Below are 17,161 nucleotides of genomic sequence, written 5' to 3'. Positions count from 1 at the left end.
GCGGTGTGCGCTTGTCGCGCAGTTCCCCGCGCCCCTGTTTTCGCGCCCGCCAGCTCGCAGTTCCCCGCGCCCCTGTCTTCGCGCCCGCCAGCTCGCGCCCGCCGGCTCGCGCCCCCGGCTACGGCTTGCGGTAGTCGCGTCCCGCCGTGGTGGACAGCTTCCCCAGCCCGCCCAGCGGAAGAATTCGGGCCGCCGTCACCGCCGCCTTGTACCGCTTGCCGGGTACGCACAGTGGGCGGTTGCGGGCGAGGTCGCGCAGGGATTCGTCGACGACGCGGTCTGCGGTGAGCCAGGCCCAGGCGGGGATCGCGGAGGTGCCCATGCCGGCCCGCTGGTGGAATTCGGTGCGGGTGAAGCCGGGGCACAGCGCCTGGAGCCGGACTCCGCTTCCGGCCAGGTCGCGGGCGATGCCGAGGGTGAAGTTGACCACCCACGCCTTGGTCGCGCCGTAGGTGCCGCGCGGGACGAACGCCGCGACCGAGGCCAGGTTGACGATCCCGCCGAAGCCGCGTTCGCGCATGCCGGGGACGGCGGCAGTGGTGGTGCGCAGGACGGCCTCGATGTGAACCTTGAGCATGTCGAGTTCGTCCTGGACGGGGACGTCCAGGTACGCGCCGCGGTTGCCGAAGCCGGCGTTGTTGATCAGGAGGTCGACGGGGCGGGTGTCGTCGCGCAGTCGGTCCTCGACGGAGCCGATGCCGGTGTCGGTGGCGAGGTCGGCGGCGATCGTCTCGACCTGGACGCCGTAGCGGGCGGCGAGTTCGTCGGCGGACTCCCGCAGGCGTTCGGTGTCGCGGGCGACCAGCACCAGGTCTCGGCCGTCGGCGGCGAGGCGGCGGGCGAAGGCGGCACCGATGCCGGCGGTCGCGCCGGTGATGAGGGCTGTGGTCATGGACCCGACCGTACCGGTCGGTAGCCGGATCCGGCGTGGATCTTGCGAGCGCGGCCCGGTCGGCCCTTCGAGCGACGTCCCCGGGGTGGGCGGCGCGCCCCGGCATGGCACCAGTCCTATCAACCTACGGTTTCGGGCATCGCCGCCGACCCACGCGGTGTCCGCCTCACCCTGGAGAACTGATGCTTGTTCAGCTTCACCCGTTCTGGATAGAAGTCGCGTGCCCGGCCCGTCCCCGACCCCGGTGGTCCTGACGGCGCCGGCGCGCCTTCGCCTCTCCCGGGCCCGCCCCCTCCCCACGGGGCGGGCCCGAAGCGTGTCCGCACAGGGTGACCTATCGACAAATCGCCTCGAACTCGCCAGATACTGACCGGTAAGTAATTTCGTCCGATCTATTGACGGGGTGTCAACAGCTCGGGATTCTCGGGAAAAACCGCCGCCTCCCCGAGCCGAGAGGTGCCCATGATCGGAAACCATCGCGCCAGGAACGTCCTCGCCCGTCTGCTGCCGCTGCTCCTGCTCGCGGCCGCGATCGTCGGCGGCGCCGTTCCCGGCCCCAACGCCCGTGCCGCCGACGGGTGGTGGAATCCCACCGCCCGGCCGGCGCCGGACTCGCAGATCAATGTCACGGGCGAGCCGTTCCGCGGCACGGCCGCCGACGGCAGTGTCCGCGGCTTCGTCGACGCGCACAACCACCTGATGTCCGCCGAAGGTTTCGGCGGCCGGGTGATCTGCGGCGCCGCGTTCTCCCCGCAGGGCGCCGCGGACGCGCTGAAGGACTGCCCGGAGCACTACCCGGACGGTTCGCTCGCCCTGTTCGAGAACGTCACCGGCGGGGCCAACGGCCACCACGACCCGGTCGGCTGGCCGACCTTCGCCGACTGGCCGGCCCACAACTCGCTCAGCCACCAGCAGGACTACTACGCCTGGGTGGAGCGGGCCTGGCGCGGCGGCGAGCGGGTGCTGGTCAACGACCTGGTGACCAACGGGCTGCTGTGCTCGATCTACCCGTACAAGGACCGCGGCTGCGACGAGATGGACGCCATCCGCACCGAGGCCCGCAAGTCCTACGAACTCCAGGCGTACATCGACACGATGTACGGCGGGCCCGGCAAGGGCTGGTTCCGCATCGTCACCGACTCCGACCAGGCCCGTTCCGTGGTCGAGCAGGGAAAGTTGGCGGTGGTGCTGGGGGTGGAGACCTCGGAGCCGTTCGGCTGCAAGCAGATCCTGGACGTGCCGCAGTGCGACCGGGCCGCGATCGACCGCGGGCTGGACGAGCTGTACGCGCTCGGGGTGCGCAGCATGTTCCTGTGCCACAAGTTCGACAACGCGCTGTGCGGCGTGCGGTTCGACGAGGGCGGCACGGGGGTGGCGGTGAACGCCGGGCAGTTCCTGTCCACCGGCACGTTCTGGACCACCGAGCAGTGCACCGGCCCGCAGCACGACAATCCGATCGGGCTGCCCACCGCGCAGGCCCAGGGGATGCTGCCGGCCGGAGTGAGCCTGCCCACGTACTCCACGTCCGCCCAGTGCAACACCCGGGGGCTGACCGAACTCGGCGACTACGCGCTGCGCGGCATGATGCAGCGCCACATGATGCTCGAAGTCGACCACATGAGCGTCAAGGCGGCGAAGAGCGCGTTCGAGATCCTGGAGTCGCAGGCCTACCCGGGGGTGCTCTCCAGCCACAGCTGGATGGACCTCAACTGGACCGAACGCCTGTACAAGCTGGGCGGGTTCGCCGCCCAGTACCCGCACGAGGCGAGCGGGTTCGTGGCCGAGGCGAACCGCACCAAGGCGCTGCGTGACACGTACGGGGTCGGCTACGGCTACGGCAGTGACCTGAACGGTGTCGGCGGCTGGCCGGGCCCGGTCGGCGCGGGCGCGCCCAACGCGGTGACGTACCCGTTCCGCAGCGCGGACGGTGGCTCGGTGCTGGACCGTCAGGTGACCGGCTCCCGGACCTGGGACGTCAACACCGATGGCATGGCGCACGCCGGACTGCTGCCCGACTGGATCGAGCAGATCCGGCTCAGTGGCGGGCAGGAGGTGGTGAACGATCTGATGAAGGGCGCGCAGTCCTACCTGACCACCTGGCGGGCCACCGAGCACTACTCCCCCGGGCGGGAGTTGGCGACCGGAACGGCGAGTGCCGGCGCGAGCTCCTCGGAGTGGAACCCGTTCACCTCCTACCAGCCCGGCCGGGCGCTGGACGGCGACCGGTCCACCCGCTGGGCCAGCGACTGGAGCGACGACCAGTGGCTGTCCGTGGACCTCGGCGCGGTGCACACCGTGGACCGGGTGACGCTGGACTGGGAGCGCGCCTACGCCACCGGCTACCGGATCGAGGTGTCCACGGACGGCAGCACCTGGCGCACCGTCTGGTCCACCACGGCGGGCGACGGCGGCCAGGACACCGCCTCGTTCGCGCCGACGGCGGCCCGGTACGTGCGCTTCCACGGCACGGCGCGGGCCACCCAGTGGGGGTACTCGCTGTACGAGCTGTCGGTGCACGGCACCTGACCCGCACCGCTTCCGGTATGACGGTCTGTCCATGACGGTCTGAATGTGACGGTCCGAATGTGACGGGCGGACAATCGGCCTCTCTCCAAAGCCGATTGTCCGCCCGTCATTCTGTGATTACTCCATCTTGGCGGCCCGGGCGTCCTGATCGGCCTGCCCACCCGCACCGACCGGCCGCAGCCGGGTGGCGGCGGTGGCCTTCAGCTCGGGCGCGAGCCTGGCGACGTCGCGGGAGCCGACCGCGGCGATCAGGCCGGGCATCATCCAGCGCACCGGCTGCATGCCGCGCAGCCAGGCCTGCGCGTAGACGTGCGCGGAGCGGCGGCCGATGCCGGCCACCAGCCGGTCCACGGCCGGGCCGATCGGGTACGTCTTGTTGGCGGGCCAGGGCAGCTTGGCCCGCATCTGCCGCAGCACCGCGTCCTCGTCGGCGCCGCGCACCATGTCGGTGTCGGTCCAACTCAGGTAGCCGACACCGACCTTGACGCCCTGGTAGGCGACCTCGGCGCGCAGCGCGTGGGCGAAGGACTCGACGCCGGCCTTGGAAGCGCAGTAGGCGGACATCAGCGGGGCCGGGGTGAGCGCGGCCAGCGAGGCGATCTGCAGCAGGTAGCCGCGGCTCTCGACCAGCGCGGGCAGGAAGGCCCGGGCGGTGGCGACGGAGCCGAGCAGGTTGACCTCGATCACCCGGCTCCAGGCCCGGTGGTCGCTGTCCTGCATCGGCCCGCCGAGCGCGATGCCGGCGTTGGCGACGACGGTGTCGATCCGCCCGTAGCGGTCCTTGATCCGGTTCGCCACCTCGGTCAGCGCGTCCAGGTCGGTGACGTCGGCCTCCCAGGCGGAGGCGTGTTCGCCGCACTGGGCGGCGACGGCCTTGAGTTCGGCGGGCTCCAGGCCGACCAGCGCGACCTTGGCGCCCCGGTCGGCGAGCTTGCGGGCCATCAGCGCGCCCAGGCCGCGGGCGGCTCCGGTGATGACGACGACCTGCGAGGACAGCGGCGGGGTCATGCGGTCTTCTCCACGGTGGCGGTCGGGGACGGGTGGTCCGAAGCGCTGGTGTTCGCGACCTCGGCCGTGCTTTCGGCACCGATGTTCTCGGCACCGATGTTCTCGGCACCGCTGTTTTCGGCACCGCTGAACGCAACGGCGTCCGCCGACAGGTCGTCGGCGACCAGCGCGGCGACCCGGCGGATCTCCTCGGCGACCTCGGCGGGGCGTTCGACCGGGCTCATGTGGCCGGCGCCGGGGAGTTCCAGCAGGCCGCGCGGGTCGGCCAGGGCGGCGAAGATCCGGTGCGAGTGCACCGGCGGGGTCAGTTTGTCGTTGCTGCTGGTGACGACGGCGGTCGGCGCGGTGATCCGGGCCAGCCCGGCGTGCACGTCCAGCACGTCCAGCACCACCGCCCACTGGTAGCGCACCTTGGCCGGGCAGGCGTGCACCACCTGCGCGCAGGCCTCGACCCGGTCGGCGGGCGTGGCGGGGCCCATGGTGGCGTACTTGAGGGCGGCCCGGCTGATGCCGTTGACCGAGCCGAGCGACAGCCGGGACTGGAGCACCGGGCGGCTCAGCATGCGCCGCAGCGCCCGGCCGCGCACGAAGGGCGGAAGCACCGTCAGTTCGTCGACGAGTTCGCCGGGGCCGGTGTTGACCAGCACGTTGGCGGCGGTGCGGGAGGCCACCTCGGGGCGTCCGCCGGCCGCCATGATGGTCATGCCGCCCATGCTGTGGCCGGCGACCACGGCTCGCCGCCCGGCGGGGACGGTCGCGGTCAGCACCGCTTCGAGGTCGTCGGCGAGCTTGTCGGTGCCGTACCCGGCGGCGTCGGCCGGCGCGGGGCTGCGGCCGTGGCCGCGCTGGTCGTAGGCGATGACCCGGAAGTCGGCGACCAGCCGGTTGATCACGGGCGCCCAGAACGTGGTCGCGCACGTCCAGCCGTGAGCGAGCACGAGCAGCGGCGCGCCCTCGCGTCCGTACTCCTCGACGCTCAGTTCGGCGCCGTCGGCGGAGCGGACGGTGTGGACGGCTGCCGGGTCGGGCAGCACGCAGTCGGCGGGGATACGGGGGCTCATACGGGCACCGCCTCGGGGTCGAGCGCGTCGCCCAACGGGGCTGTGCGCTTGAGGAGTTCGTACTCGGCGAGATCGACGTGCCGGGTGGCACGGCGGAAGGCGCTGGTGGAGGCCGGCCACAGCACGGTGTTCTTGCCGTCCTCTTCGAGGTACCAGCTGCGGCACCCGCCGGTGGTCCACACGGTGCGGCTCATCCGGTGCTGGAGTTCCAGGTTCCACTGCCGCTGGGCCCGTTCTGTGGGCTGCATGGCGGTGGCGCCGAGGGAGTCCAGCGTGGTCAGCGCGTCGATCAGGTAGTTGAGTTGGGACTCGATCATCAGGATCATCGAGTTGTTGCCGAGCCCGGTGTTCGGGCCGATCAGGAAGAACAGGTTGGGGAAGCCCCGCACGGTGGAGCCGCGCAGTGCCTCCATACCGTCCTTCCACGCTTCGGCCAGCGCCATGCCTCCGATGCCGTACACCCGCTGCGCGATCGGCAGGTCGGTGACGTGGAATCCGGTGCCGAACACCACGGCATCGACCTGGTGTTCGCTTCCGTCGGCGGCGACCAGGGTGTTGCCGCGCAGCTCGCGCAGGCCGGAGGCGACCACCTCGGTGTTGGGGGCGGCGAGCGCCGGATAGTAGGTGTTGCTGAGCAGGATGCGCTTGCAGCCGATCCGGTAGTCCGGCGTGAGCTTGGCGCGCAGCGCCGGGTCGGCGATCGCCTTGTGCATGTGCCGCAGCGCCACCTGCTGGACCAGCTTGAGCAGTTGCGGACGGCGCACGAAGGCGTCCACCTGGAGCTCGCGAATCACGAACAGGGCGGACCGGCGCAGAAGTCCGCTGGGCGGGAGCTTGCTGTGCAACCACTTCTCCACGCCGGTCACTTCGCGGTCGGCGCGCGGCAGGACCCAGGCCGGGGTGCGCTGGAAGACCGTCAGGCTGCGGACGGTGGGCTGGATGGCGGGGATGATCTGGGCGGCGGAGGCGCCGGTGCCGATCACGGCGACGCGCTTGCCCGCCAGGTCGTAGTCGTGGTCCCAGCGGGAGGAGTGGAAGACCTTGCCGGGGAAGCTGTCCAGGCCGGGCAGGTCGGGGATCTGCGGGTCGGCCAGCGGGCCGGCGGCGGAGACCACGGCGTCGGCGGTCCAGCTGCCGGCCCGGGTGGTGACCCGCCATCGGGTGCGCTCCTCCTCCCAGCGCAGTTCGGTGACCTCGGCGCCGAACCGCAGGTGCGGGCGCAACCCGAAGGTGTCGGCGACCTTCTCCAGGTAGGCGCGGATGTCGGGCTGTCCGGAGAACACCCGGGGCCACTCGGGGTTCGGCGCGAAGGAGAACGAGTACAAGTGGGAGGGCACATCGCAGGCGCAGCCCGGGTAGGAGTTGTCGCGCCAGGTGCCGCCGATGGAGTCCGCGCGTTCCAGGATCACGAAGTCGGTGATCCCGGCGCGGCGCAGCCGGACGCCGGCGCCGAGGCCGCCGAAGCCGGAGCCGACGACGGCGACCCGCACGTGCGGCACGGGGTCCGGCTGCGGCATGGCAGGGACGGGCGGCTTCTTGGTGCGGGGTGCCATGGGCGGGTCCTCCTGGCAAGGGTGGGGAACGGCACGGGCCGGTGCGGTGCTGAACTGCCGCTGCGTGCTGAGGGGATGGAGCCCTGGATGCTGCCAGTAATCACTGGCGCGTTTGGCAGAGTAGCCCTTGTTGACACTGAGTGGAATAGCGCCGACGCCGAGGATTGCGCGGGTGTCCGCCCGTCCCGGCCCGGCCCTATGCTGACCGGCGTGGCGGAGATCCAGCAGGACCGCGAGCCCCCGCGCGAGTACCGCATCGCCGAACTCGCCGAGGCGGCCGGCATCAGCGTGCGCACCGTCCGCTTCTACCGCGAACGCCGCCTGCTGCCACCACCCCGCAAGGCCGGCCGGATCGCCTGGTACGGCCCCCAGCACCTGGCCCGGCTGCGGCTGATCGGCGAACTGCTCGAACGCGGGCACGCGCTCGGCGGCATCGCCGAACTGATCGGCGCCGGCGAGGACGGCCGCGACGTCGCCGAACTGATCGGCCTTCAGGCCGCGCTGGTCGCGCCCTGGTCCGACGAGACGCCCGTCCATCTGAGCTGGGACGAACTGCGCGCCGCGTTCGGCGACCAGCTGACCGAGGCCAACACCGCCGAGTCCCTCGCCCAGGGCTTCATCACCGTCGACCCCGACGGCATCACCCACATCAGCCGCCGCCTGATGGACGCCACCGTCGCCCTGGTGGACGAGGGTGTGCCGCTGGCCGCCGTCCTGGAGGTCAGCCGCCACGCCAGCGAGTACGCCGACGCGATGGCCGACATTTTCGTCACCCTGATCCGCGACCGGCTGCTGGGCGCCCTCGCCCACGTCCAGGACCTCACCCCCGCCGAAGCCGCCCGCCTCACCGAGCGCATCCACCGCATCCGCCCGCTCGCCCGGGCCGTCAACGACGCCCAGTTCGCCCTCGCCATGGACCGCCGCGTCCGCGCCGAGTACGACCGCCTGAACGAGACCTGATCCCCGCTCGCCGAGGCGGGCGGCGCCCGGGCCCTCGGCAGGCACGCGCGGCCACGCTGCGGACACCGCAGCCGTGCCCTGCACCGGTCGGGGCACGGCGGGCAGCCCGTCCTCACCACGTGTGCGCACACGCGCATCCCGGGAAGGGCCCTACGATGAGCAGATGGACAACCGCGCGCAGGTCGCAGATGCATCGCACTCGCATCAGCACACCGGTGGCGAACGCCTCGACGCCGCCGCCTCCGTCCTCTCCCTCCTCGCGGACCGCACCCGCCTCGCGCTGCTGGAGCGCCTGGGCCGCGGCGAGGCCGACGTCACCACCCTGGTCGAGGCCACCGGCGCCGCCCGCCCCTCCGTCAGCCAGCACCTGGCCAAACTCCGCCTCGCCGGACTCGTCACCACCCGCCGGGACGGCCGCCACGTCGTCTACTCCCTGCGCCACGGCCACCTGCGCCGCCTGGTCGACGAGGCGCTGAACGTCGCCGACCACCAGATCGCCGCCCTTCCCCCGCACGACTGACCCCCTGCCCGGCGGGAGTTCCGGCCGCCCGACCGCAGGCAACATGTGCATTTATGCGTACATGTTGTTTACGATGAGATGGTCGGGCCACCTTCGAGCCGGGACGGGCCATGCTTTCCGTGCTGCGCAACCGCACCTACCGCCACCTGTTCACCGCCCAGGTCGTCGCCCTGATCGGCACCGGCCTGGCCACCGTCGCCCTCGCGCTGCTCGCCTACGACATCGCCGGGGCGAACGCGGGCGCGGTCCTGGGCACCGCGCTGGCGATCAAGATGGTCGCCTACGTCGCCATCGCCCCGATCGCCGGCGCGCTCGCCGGCCGCATACCGCGCAGGGCGCTGATGGTGGCGATGGACCTCACCCGCGCCGGCGTCGCCCTCGCCCTGCCGTTCGTCACCCAGGTCTGGCAGATCTACCTGACGGTGTTCCTGCTCCAGGCCGCCTCCGCCGCGTTCACCCCGACCTTCCAGGCCACCATTCCCCAGGTGCTGCCCGCCGAGCGCGACTACACCAACGCCCTGTCCATGTCCCGTCTCGCCTACGACCTGGAGTCCCTGTTCAGCCCCGCGCTCGCCGCCGTCCTGCTGACCTGGGTCTCCTACAACTGGCTGTTCACCGGCACCATGGCCGGCTTCCTCGCCTCCGCCGCCCTGGTCGTCTCCGCCGTCCTGCCCAAGACCCCGCCCACCGGACGCACCGGCGGCAGCTACCGGAACGCGATGTTCGGCTCCCGCCTGTTCCGGGCCACCCCCCGCCTGCGGGCCCTGATCGCCCTCGACCTCGCAGTCGCCGCCGCCGGAGCCATCGTCTTCGTCAACACCGTCGTCGTGGTCCGCGAGCACTTCCGGCGCCCCGCCGGATCCGTCTCCCTCGCCCTCGGCGCCTACGGAGCCGGCTCCATGCTCGCCGCCCTCCTGCTGCCCCGCCTCCTGGCCCGCGCCGGAGACCGCGCCGTCATGCTCCCCGCCGCCCTCGCCCTGCCCGCCGTCCTCACCGCCACGGCCGCCATCACCGCCGCCGCGCCCGGCACCGCGACCTGGATCGCCCTCCTCGCCGCCTGGGCCCTGATCGGCGCCGCCGGTTCCGCCGTCCTCACCCCCGGCGGACGCGTCATCCGCCGCTCCGCCGCCGACGCCGACCTCCCCGCCGCCTTCGCCGCCCAGTTCTCCCTCTCCCACTCCTGCTGGCTGCTCACCTACCCCCTCGCCGGCTGGCTCGCCGCCGGAGCCGGACTCCCCACGACCGCCCTCGTGCTCGGCGCGATCTCCCTCACCGCCGCCCTCGCGGCCGGCGCCCTGTGGCCGCGCCACGACCCCGACACCCTCCCCCACACCCACACCGACCTCCCCCGCGACCACCCCCACCTCCGCGACGCCCACCCCCTCGACGGCGCCACCGGAGCCTGGGGCCACGACCACCACTACGTCATCGACCACCACCACCCCCGCTGGCCCCAGCACGCCTGACACACCACCAGGGCAGCACGACGACCACCACGCTCCGCCCACCCGAAGCGGGTCGAACCCGGCGGGCAGAATCCGCGCACGCGGTGCCCACCGCCGCCCGCACCTTGTCCCACCAGCCACCTGCGCATCACCCGTCACACCCGGGCATGGGAGAGTGGAGGGCGGTGAAGGGAGCGCGGGCGTGTTGATGGAGAAGGTCACCGAGATCCTCGTGGAGGCGTCGGCGGAGGCGGTCGAGCCTCGGTTTCGGGCGCTGGCCGAGGGTGAGGTGATGGAGAAGGCTCCAGGCGATCTCGTCACCGTCGCGGACCGGGACGCCGAGCGGATCATCACTCGGCGCCTGCGTGAGCTGCTGCCCGTCCCGGTGGTCGGGGAAGAGGCCGTGGCGGCCGATCCGGCGCTGGCCCGGGCGCTGCTGGAGGAGCCCGCCGTCTGGCTGGTGGACCCGGTGGACGGGACCAAGAACTTCGTCGCCGGGGAACCCGCGTTCGCGGTGATGGCCTCGCTGGTGCGGAGCGGACAGGCCGTCGCGTCCTGGATCTGGCAGCCCTGCTCCGGCACCGCGTACACCGCCGAACTCGGCGCGGGGGCCTGGCGGAACGGGGAGCGGCTGGTGCGGGAGAAGGTCACCACCGCGCCGGAGGCGTGGACGGGCATCCTGAAGACGCGCTACTTCGCTCCGCCGACCAGCCACCACCTGCTCGACAACGCCCGCGCGCTCGGCCCGCTCGATCCCGGGCGCAGAGCCGCCGGCATCGAGTATCCGCTGGTCGCCACCGGTGAGCGCGACTTCCTCCTGTACTGGCGCACTCTCCCCTGGGACCACGCCCCCGGTTCGCTGCTGATCACCGAGGCCGGCGGCCGCTCCGCCCGTTTCGACGGCTCCCCGTACCTGCCCGAGCCGCCCGGTGGCACCAACGGCCTGCTGGTGGCGGCGGATCCGGAGCAGTGGGAGACGCTGCGGGGGATCCTGCTGAAGGGCTTCTGACCCGCCCTACCGCTTCTGCACCGCCCGTCCGCTCTCGACCACGGCCGCCAGCAGCGAATCGAGCTCCCGTTCGGTGGTGTGCGGGTTGAGCAGGGTCAGTTTCAGCCGCACCCGGCCGGGGCCGGTGCCCGGGAGTTCGGTGCGGCCGACGACGGCCCGGCCGGTGCGCAGCAGGTGGCGGCGCAGTTCCGCGTTGACGTGGTCGCTGTCCGCGGCCGCGTAGCGGAACACCACGGTGGTCAGGACCGGTTCGCAGTGCAGCTCCAACTCGGGGTTCGCGCGGACGAGTTCGGCGGCCCGCAGGGCCAGGTCGTGGCAGCGGTCGACCAGTGCGCCGAGCCCGTCCCGGCCCAGCGTCCGCAGGGTGACGGCGAGTTTGAAGGCGTCGGGTCGGCGGGTGGTGCGCAGCGACTGGCCGAGCAGGCTGGGGTAGCCGGCGTCCTCGTCGTCGGCGGGGTTGAGGTAGACGGCGCGGCGGGCGAGCGAGGCGTAGGTGCGGGCGTCGCGGACCAGGAAGACGCCGGCGGCGGCGGGTTGCCAGCCGAGTTTGTGCCAGTCGAGGGAGATCGAGTCGGCGCGGTCGATCCCGTCGAGCAGCGGGGCGAGCCGGTCGGAGAACAGTGCGCCGCCGCCGTACGCGGCATCCACGTGCAGCCAGGTGCCGTGGCGGGCGGCGAGGTCGGCGACCTCGTGCAGCGGGTCGATGGCGCCGGTGTCGGTGGTGCCGGCGGTGGCGACCACGGCGATCGGGGTGGCGCCCTCCCAGCCGGCCTCGGCGAACGCGTCGGCCAACGCCTCGGGTTCCATGCGCAGTTGACGGTCCACGGGGACGGCGCGGACGGCGCGTTCGCCGAGGCCGAGCAGTGCGGCGGCGCGCTGGACGGAGAAGTGGGCGACCTCGGAGGCCAGGATCCGGGGCCGGACGCCGCGCGGGATGCCGTTCAACTCGACGTCCGGGCCGAGGCGTTGGTCGCGGGCCAGCATCAGGCCCATCAGGTTGGACTCGGTGCCGCCGGTGGTCAGCACGCCGGCCGCGCGATCGGGCCGGAATCCGACCAACTGGGCGAGTTCGGCGAGGAGTTCGCTCTCCAGGGTGGTGGCTGCCGGAGCCTGGTCCCAGGAGTCCTGGGACGGGTTGAGGGCGCTGACCGCGAGGTCGGCGGCCACCGCGACGGCCAGCGGCGGGCAGTGCAGGTGTGCCGCGCAGGCCGGGTCGGCCGGGTCGGCCGCGCCGTGCGCCAGCAGCTCGACCAACTGCCCGAGTGCGCCCGGCCCGTGGGCCCGGGCCAGCGCCTCCCGCACCACCTCCCCCACCGCCATCGGCTCGCCCGCCACCACCGGCCCGCCCCGCCGCACCGCTCCGGCGGTCAGCGCCGCCAACACCTGTGCGAGCAGCGGCCGCAGCGCCTCGGGCCCGGCCACGCCGCCGGAGAGTTCGGTTAACCCACTCACTTCTCTTCCACTTCCAACCGATCGACCAGCAACAGAACGTGATGCGAGATCAACTACCCACGCGCGACGGCGGGCTCTCGCATGGCGAACTCGATGGCGTCGCAGAGCCGTTCGAGGACGGCGTCGGCCTGCTCGTCGGTGATGGTGAGCGGCGGGAGCAGCCGCAGGACGGCGTCGTGGCGGCCGCCGAGTTCGACGATCAGGCCGCGGGCGAGGCAGGCTTCGCGCACCCGGACGGCGAGGCCGGGGTTCGCGGGGCGGGCGCCGCAGCTGTCCGGCTCCCCTGCGGGGTCGACGAGTTCGACGCCGGTCATCAGGCCGCGGCCGCGTACGTCGCCGATCACCGGGAGGCGGTCACGGGCGCCGTCGAGGCGGGCGGCGATCCGGGCGCCGACCGTCTCGGCACGGGCGGCCAGCCCGTTGGCGGCGACGTACCGGAGCGTCGCCGCGCCGGCCGCCATCGCAAGGGTGTTGCCGCGGAAGGTGCCGGTGTGGGCGCCGGGCCGCCAACTGTCGTACTCCTCGCGGTAGATGACCACCGCGAGCGGGAGGCTGCCGCCGATCGCCTTGGACAGCACCATCGCGTCCGGTTCGATGCCGCTGTGCTCCACCGCCCACATCCGTCCGGTGCGGCCGACACCCGTCTGCACCTCGTCGACGATCAGCGGGATGCCGCGTTCGGCGGTGATCCGGCGCATCTCGCGCAGCCAGCCGTCGGGGGCGGGGACGACGCCGCCCTCGCCCTGGACGGGTTCGAGGATCATCGCGGCGGCCGGGAGCACGCCGCCCGACGGGTCGTCGAGCAGCCGCTCGGTGTAGGCCGCGGCCAGCTCCGCGCCGCGCTCGCCGCCGATGCCGAACGGGCAGCGGTAGGCGTAGGGGTAGGGCAGCCGGGTGACCTCGCCGGCGCTGGGCAGCGGAGACTTGACGGCGGTGTTGCCGGTGAGGGCGAGGGCGCCGGCGGTCATGCCGTGGTAGGCGCCGGTGAAGGCGAGTGCGCCGCGGCGGCCGGTGGCGGTCTGCATGAGCTTGAGGGCGGCCTCGACGGCGTCGGTGCCGGCCGGGCCGCAGAAGTGGATCCGGGCCTTGGCGGCGAACTTCTCGGGGAGGCTCTCGAACAGCGCGGTGGTGAAGTCGTCCTTCTCGGCGGTGGCGAGGTCGAGCAGGTGGAGCGGGGCGCCGCTGTCCAGCGTGCGGCGGATCGCTTCGAGCACCACGGGGTGATTATGGCCGAGGGCGAGGGTGCCGGCGCCGGAGAGGCAGTCCAGGTAGCGGCGGCCGTCGGCGCCCTCCACGGTCATGCCGTTCGCGCGCACCGGGACGATCGGGAAGGACCGCGCGTAGGTGCGGGCGGCCGACTCGCGGATGCGCTGGCGGCGCAGGATCGCGTCGCCGGCGGGCGCGGCGGAGGTGCCGACGGTGAGGGTCACAGCGAAGCTCCCTTTGGATGGTTAGGTAAGCCTAACTTTACTCCCGGGGCTCCACCGAACGGCCCGCAAGGCCTTCTGATCACCCGTCCGAGTGAGCACGTACCGCTTTCCGCACCCGCCATGTCAACGAGCCCGCCCGCCCCCGGGTCACGGCCGCCACCCGAGTACGCCCCACGTACCCTGCCGCCATGGAGACTCCGAAGCGTGACGCCCATGCCCGCGAACTCGCCGCCACCCGCGCCTTCTTCGCCGAGCGCGCCGTCGGCTGGGACGGCAAGTTCCCGGACGACAGTCCGCGCTACGCCGCCGCGATCGCCGAAACCGGCCTGGCGGAGGGCCAGTTCGTCATCGACGCGGGCTGCGGCACCGGCCGCGCGCTGCCACTGCTGCGCGCGGCTGTCGGGCCGTCGGGAACCGTCCTCGGCCTTGACCTCACGCCGGAGATGCTGGCGCAGGCCACCGCGCACCGCGCCAACGCCGCCCTGTTGCAGGCCGACTGCACCCGGCTCCCGTTCCCGGACGCCGTGGCCGACCTGGTCTTCGGGGCCGGCCTGATCTCCCACCTGCCGGGCCCGGCGACCGGCCTGCGCGAACTCGCCCGCGTCACCCGCCCGGGCGGCCGGCTCGCCCTGTACCACCCCGTCGGCCGCACCGCCCTCGCCGCCCGGCACGGCCGCGCCCTCACCCCCGACGACCTCCGGGCCCGCGACAGGCTCTTCCCCCTGCTCACCTCCGCCGGCTGGAACCCGCTGTCCTACACCGACGACCCGGACCGCTTCCTGGTCCTCGCCGAACGCGCCCGACCCGAACGCGCCTGATCTGAACGCGCCCGACCCGAACGCGCCTGACCCGAAATCGCCTGACCTGGACTCGCCTGACCCCTACGGCTGTTCGCTCTTCCAGCGGTAGCCGAGCTCGGGGCGGCCGACCTGGCCGTAGCGCGGTTCGCGGGTGGCGTGGCCGGTGGTGACCAGGTGTTCGAGGTAGCGGCGGGCGGTGATCCGGGAGACGCCGGTGGCCTCGGCGGCGGCGCCGGCGGACAGGCCCTCGGGGGCGGTGCGCAGCGCGGCCGCGACGGTCTCCAGTGTGGTGGCGGTCAGCCCCTTGGGGAGGCTGGTGCGGTCGGTGCCGCGCAGCAGGGCGAGCGCCCGGTCGACCTCCTCCTGCCCGAGGGCCTCGCCCTCGCGGCCAAGGCTGGCCCGGTAGCGGGCGTACTGGCCGAGGCGGTCGCCGAGGGCGGCGGCGCCGAACGGTTTCAGCAGGTACTGGACGACGCCGGCGGTGACGGCCTGCCGGACGGTGGCGAGGTCGCGGGCGGAGGTGACGGCGATGATGTCGGCGCTGTGACCGGCGGCGCGCAGCGTGGCGCACAGGTGCAGGCCGTGGCCGTCGGGGAGGTAGAGGTCGAGCAGGATCAGATCGACGGGGCTGCCGACCTCCCGGGCGCGGTCGAGGGCGCGGACGGCTTCGGCGCGGGAGTGTGCGGTGGCGGTGACGGTGAAGCCGGGGGTGCGGGCGACGTAGCGGGCGTGCGCGTCGGCGGCGACCGGGTCGTCCTCGACCACCAGTACGCGGATCGGCCGCTGCCCGAGGTGGCCGGTCACGCGTTCACCGCCGGGCGCTGGAGCGGGATCCGGACGGTGAGCACGGCGCCGCCGCACGGCTCGCCGGGGTGGATGTCCTGGTGGCCGGGGTGGACGTCCTCGCCGTCGTGTGTGGTCGCCTCGCCGAGCCGGACGTCGCCGCCGTTGCGGCGGGCGGTCTGGGCGACCAGGGCGAGGCCGAGGCCGCGGCCGTGCTGCTTGGTGGTCCAGCCGCGCCGGAACACCTCGTCGGCGGCGGCGGGGTCCACACCGGCGCCGGTGTCGGCGACCCGGAGCAGCAGGTGGCCGTCGTCGGTGCGGGCGGTGACGCGTACCTCGGGGGCGGCGTGGGCGGCGTTCTCGATGGCGGCGTCCACGGCGTTGTCGATCAGGTTGCCGAGCAGGGTGACCAGGTCGCGCGGGGTGAGCCGGTCGGGCAGGACGCCGTCGTCGATCCGGCTGTCCTCGGTGAGGTGGAGTTCGACGCCGCGTTCGGAGGCCTGCGCGGCCTTGCCGAGCAGCAGGGCGGCGAGCACGGGTTCGCCGACCGCGCCGACCACCTGGTCGGTGAGCCGTTGGGCGAGGGCGAGTTCGGTGGTGGCGAACTCCACGGCCTCGCGGTGGCGGCCGAGTTCGATCAGCGAGACCACGGCGTGCAGCCGGTTCGCGGCTTCGTGAGCCTGTGCGTCGAGCGCTGCGGCGATGCCCTTGACGGTGTCCAACTCGCCGGTGAGGCCCTGGAGTTCGGTGTGGTCTCGGAGGGTGATCACGCTGCCGATTCCGGGTCCGATCGGCGAGGTGTTGACCAGCAGTACGCGTTCGGCGGTCAGGTGCACCTCGTCGCGCACCGGTTCGGCGGACTCCAGTGCCTGCGTCAGTGAAGTCGGCAGACCGAGCTGACGCAACGTCAGTTCACCCGCATCCTCGTCGAGTTGGAGCAGTTCGCGGGCGGCGTCGTTGCACAGCAGCACGCGGTGGTCGCGGTCGAGCAGCACCAGTCCTTCGCGCACCGAGTGCAGCGTCGCCTGGTGGTAGTCGTACAGGTGGGCGAGTTCCTCGGCGTCCATGCCGTGGGTGTGGCGGCGCAGCCGGGCGGCGACCAGGTAGCTGGCGGTGGCGCCGAGGGCGAGGGCGCCGGCCGCGATGCCGGTGAGGGCGAGCAGGGGGGTGCGCAGCCGGGCGGAGATGTTGTCGACGGTGATGCCCGCGCTGACCAGGGCGACCACGTGGTGCTGGTCGTCCTGGACGGGGGCGACCACGCGGACGGACGGGCCGAGGGTGCCGGTGTAGGTCTCCTGCTGGAGGCGGCCCTGCTGGGCCTGGTCGATGTGGCCGAGGAAGGGGCGGCCGATCTGCGCCGGGTCGGGGTGGGTCCAGCGGATACCCTGCGGGTCCATGACGGTGACGAAGTCCACGTCGGTGTCGGCGCGGACCTGCTCGGCGAACGGCTGGAGGACGGCGCTGGGGTCGGGCCCGAGGGCGGCCGCGCGGACGGCGGGGGCGTCGGCGACGGACTGGGCGACGGCGGTGGCCTCGTGGCGGGCGGTGTCCTCGGCCCGGGCGGCGGTGAACAGGTAGGCGAGCACGGCACCGCCGGCGACCACGGCCCCGACGATGACCACCTGGATCGCGAACAGCCGTCCGGCCAGGCTGCGGAGCCGGCGGGGGCGGGCGGCGCGGGCCGCGGGGGCGGGCGGGCTGTTCGGGCGCATGCCGACCAGT

The 17,161-nt window shown here is 73.2% G+C and carries 14 protein-coding genes; 6 read left to right on the top strand and 8 right to left on the bottom strand.

Annotation, left to right across the window (positions count from 1 at the left end):
- Positions 1–118 precede the first annotated feature (118 nt).
- On the bottom strand, positions 119–892 hold the full coding sequence (locus ACZ6R9_RS11125) for an SDR family NAD(P)-dependent oxidoreductase (RefSeq protein ID WP_380484636.1): 774 nt from the start codon (positions 890–892) through the stop codon (positions 119–121).
- Positions 893–1,354: 462 nt separating this feature from the next.
- On the opposite strand from ACZ6R9_RS11125, the gene ACZ6R9_RS11120 reads away from it, so the two are divergent.
- Positions 1,355–3,418 carry a discoidin domain-containing protein gene (locus ACZ6R9_RS11120; RefSeq protein ID WP_465537871.1) on the top strand — a complete coding sequence of 688 codons (2,064 nt, stop codon included), beginning with the start codon at positions 1,355–1,357 and terminating at the stop codon, positions 3,416–3,418.
- A 117-nt stretch (positions 3,419–3,535) separates the two neighbouring features.
- Here ACZ6R9_RS11120 and ACZ6R9_RS11115 read toward each other — a convergent pair whose 3' ends face one another.
- From ACZ6R9_RS11115 to ACZ6R9_RS11105, 3 genes are read right to left on the bottom strand one after another with little or no spacing between them, the layout of a single operon-like run.
- Positions 3,536–4,426: an SDR family oxidoreductase gene (locus ACZ6R9_RS11115; RefSeq protein ID WP_380484633.1), complete on the bottom strand. Its 891-nt coding sequence runs from the start codon at positions 4,424–4,426 to the stop codon at positions 3,536–3,538.
- The gene (locus ACZ6R9_RS11110; protein ID WP_465537869.1) at positions 4,423–5,487 is read right to left on the bottom strand and encodes an alpha/beta fold hydrolase; all 1,065 of its coding nucleotides are present in this window, start codon (positions 5,485–5,487) and stop codon (positions 4,423–4,425) included. The genes ACZ6R9_RS11115 and ACZ6R9_RS11110 overlap by 4 nt, the downstream gene beginning before the upstream one ends.
- Positions 5,484–7,040, bottom strand: a complete 1,557-nt coding sequence (locus tag ACZ6R9_RS11105; RefSeq protein WP_380484629.1) for a flavin-containing monooxygenase — start codon at positions 7,038–7,040, stop codon at positions 5,484–5,486. Before ACZ6R9_RS11105 ends, ACZ6R9_RS11110 begins: the two co-directional genes overlap by 4 nt.
- 210 nt (positions 7,041–7,250) lie before the next feature.
- Between ACZ6R9_RS11105 and ACZ6R9_RS11100 the strand changes: the two genes are divergently transcribed.
- From ACZ6R9_RS11100 to ACZ6R9_RS11085, 4 genes are all read left to right on the top strand, one after another.
- Entirely contained in the window at positions 7,251–8,000 is a 750-nt protein-coding gene (locus ACZ6R9_RS11100; protein WP_380484627.1) for a MerR family transcriptional regulator, read from the top strand.
- A gap of 163 nt (positions 8,001–8,163) precedes the next feature.
- Positions 8,164–8,520 carry an ArsR/SmtB family transcription factor gene (locus ACZ6R9_RS11095; RefSeq protein ID WP_380484625.1) on the top strand — a complete coding sequence of 119 codons (357 nt, stop codon included), beginning with the start codon at positions 8,164–8,166 and terminating at the stop codon, positions 8,518–8,520.
- A gap of 110 nt (positions 8,521–8,630) precedes the next feature.
- Positions 8,631–9,986 carry an MFS transporter gene (locus ACZ6R9_RS11090; RefSeq protein ID WP_465537866.1) on the top strand — a complete coding sequence of 452 codons (1,356 nt, stop codon included), beginning with the start codon at positions 8,631–8,633 and terminating at the stop codon, positions 9,984–9,986.
- Between the two features lie 187 nt (positions 9,987–10,173).
- Positions 10,174–10,974 (top strand): inositol monophosphatase family protein, encoded by an 801-nt coding sequence (locus ACZ6R9_RS11085; protein ID WP_465538256.1) that lies wholly within the window; start codon positions 10,174–10,176, stop codon positions 10,972–10,974.
- A 6-nt stretch (positions 10,975–10,980) separates the two neighbouring features.
- On the opposite strand, the gene ACZ6R9_RS11080 is transcribed toward ACZ6R9_RS11085, so the two are convergent.
- Positions 10,981–12,426, bottom strand: coding sequence for a pyridoxal phosphate-dependent decarboxylase family protein (locus ACZ6R9_RS11080; protein WP_380484621.1), 1,446 nt, complete (start codon positions 12,424–12,426; stop codon positions 10,981–10,983).
- 53 nt (positions 12,427–12,479) lie between these two features.
- The gene (locus ACZ6R9_RS11075; RefSeq protein ID WP_465537864.1) at positions 12,480–13,856 is read right to left on the bottom strand and encodes a diaminobutyrate--2-oxoglutarate transaminase family protein; all 1,377 of its coding nucleotides are present in this window, start codon (positions 13,854–13,856) and stop codon (positions 12,480–12,482) included.
- A 188-nt stretch (positions 13,857–14,044) separates the two neighbouring features.
- Here ACZ6R9_RS11075 and ACZ6R9_RS11070 point away from each other — a divergent pair, with 188 nt between their 5' ends.
- Positions 14,045–14,674, top strand: a complete 630-nt coding sequence (locus ACZ6R9_RS11070) for a class I SAM-dependent methyltransferase (RefSeq protein WP_465537862.1) — start codon at positions 14,045–14,047, stop codon at positions 14,672–14,674.
- A 63-nt stretch (positions 14,675–14,737) separates the two neighbouring features.
- Here ACZ6R9_RS11070 and ACZ6R9_RS11065 read toward each other — a convergent pair whose 3' ends face one another.
- Complete coding sequence (locus ACZ6R9_RS11065; protein WP_465537860.1) at positions 14,738–15,460, bottom strand: response regulator; 723 nt, start codon at positions 15,458–15,460, stop codon at positions 14,738–14,740.
- Positions 15,457–17,151, bottom strand: coding sequence for a sensor histidine kinase (locus ACZ6R9_RS11060; protein ID WP_465537858.1), 1,695 nt, complete (start codon positions 17,149–17,151; stop codon positions 15,457–15,459). The genes ACZ6R9_RS11065 and ACZ6R9_RS11060 overlap by 4 nt, the downstream gene beginning before the upstream one ends.
- Positions 17,152–17,161 lie beyond the last annotated feature (10 nt).

It is taken from the genome of Kitasatospora sp. NPDC048662 (assembly GCF_055587065.1).
The sequence above is the reverse complement of the archived record's forward strand: the minus strand, read 5'-3'. Positions and strand labels throughout refer to the sequence as shown.

Coding starts and splice junctions, on each gene's coding strand:
- ACZ6R9_RS11095 (WP_380484625.1), top strand. CDS start 8,164: ATGGACAACCGCGCGCAGGTCGCAGATGCATCGCACTCGCATCAGCAC.
- ACZ6R9_RS11105 (WP_380484629.1), bottom strand. CDS start 7,040: ATGGCACCCCGCACCAAGAAGCCGCCCGTCCCTGCCATGCCGCAGCCG.
- ACZ6R9_RS11110 (WP_465537869.1), bottom strand. CDS start 5,487: ATGAGCCCCCGTATCCCCGCCGACTGCGTGCTGCCCGACCCGGCAGCC.
- ACZ6R9_RS11090 (WP_465537866.1), top strand. CDS start 8,631: ATGCTTTCCGTGCTGCGCAACCGCACCTACCGCCACCTGTTCACCGCC.
- ACZ6R9_RS11085 (WP_465538256.1), top strand. CDS start 10,174: ATGGAGAAGGTCACCGAGATCCTCGTGGAGGCGTCGGCGGAGGCGGTC.
- ACZ6R9_RS11115 (WP_380484633.1), bottom strand. CDS start 4,426: ATGACCCCGCCGCTGTCCTCGCAGGTCGTCGTCATCACCGGAGCCGCC.
- ACZ6R9_RS11120 (WP_465537871.1), top strand. CDS start 1,355: ATGATCGGAAACCATCGCGCCAGGAACGTCCTCGCCCGTCTGCTGCCG.
- ACZ6R9_RS11060 (WP_465537858.1), bottom strand. CDS start 17,151: ATGCGCCCGAACAGCCCGCCCGCCCCCGCGGCCCGCGCCGCCCGCCCC.
- ACZ6R9_RS11125 (WP_380484636.1), bottom strand. CDS start 892: ATGACCACAGCCCTCATCACCGGCGCGACCGCCGGCATCGGTGCCGCC.
- ACZ6R9_RS11070 (WP_465537862.1), top strand. CDS start 14,045: ATGGAGACTCCGAAGCGTGACGCCCATGCCCGCGAACTCGCCGCCACC.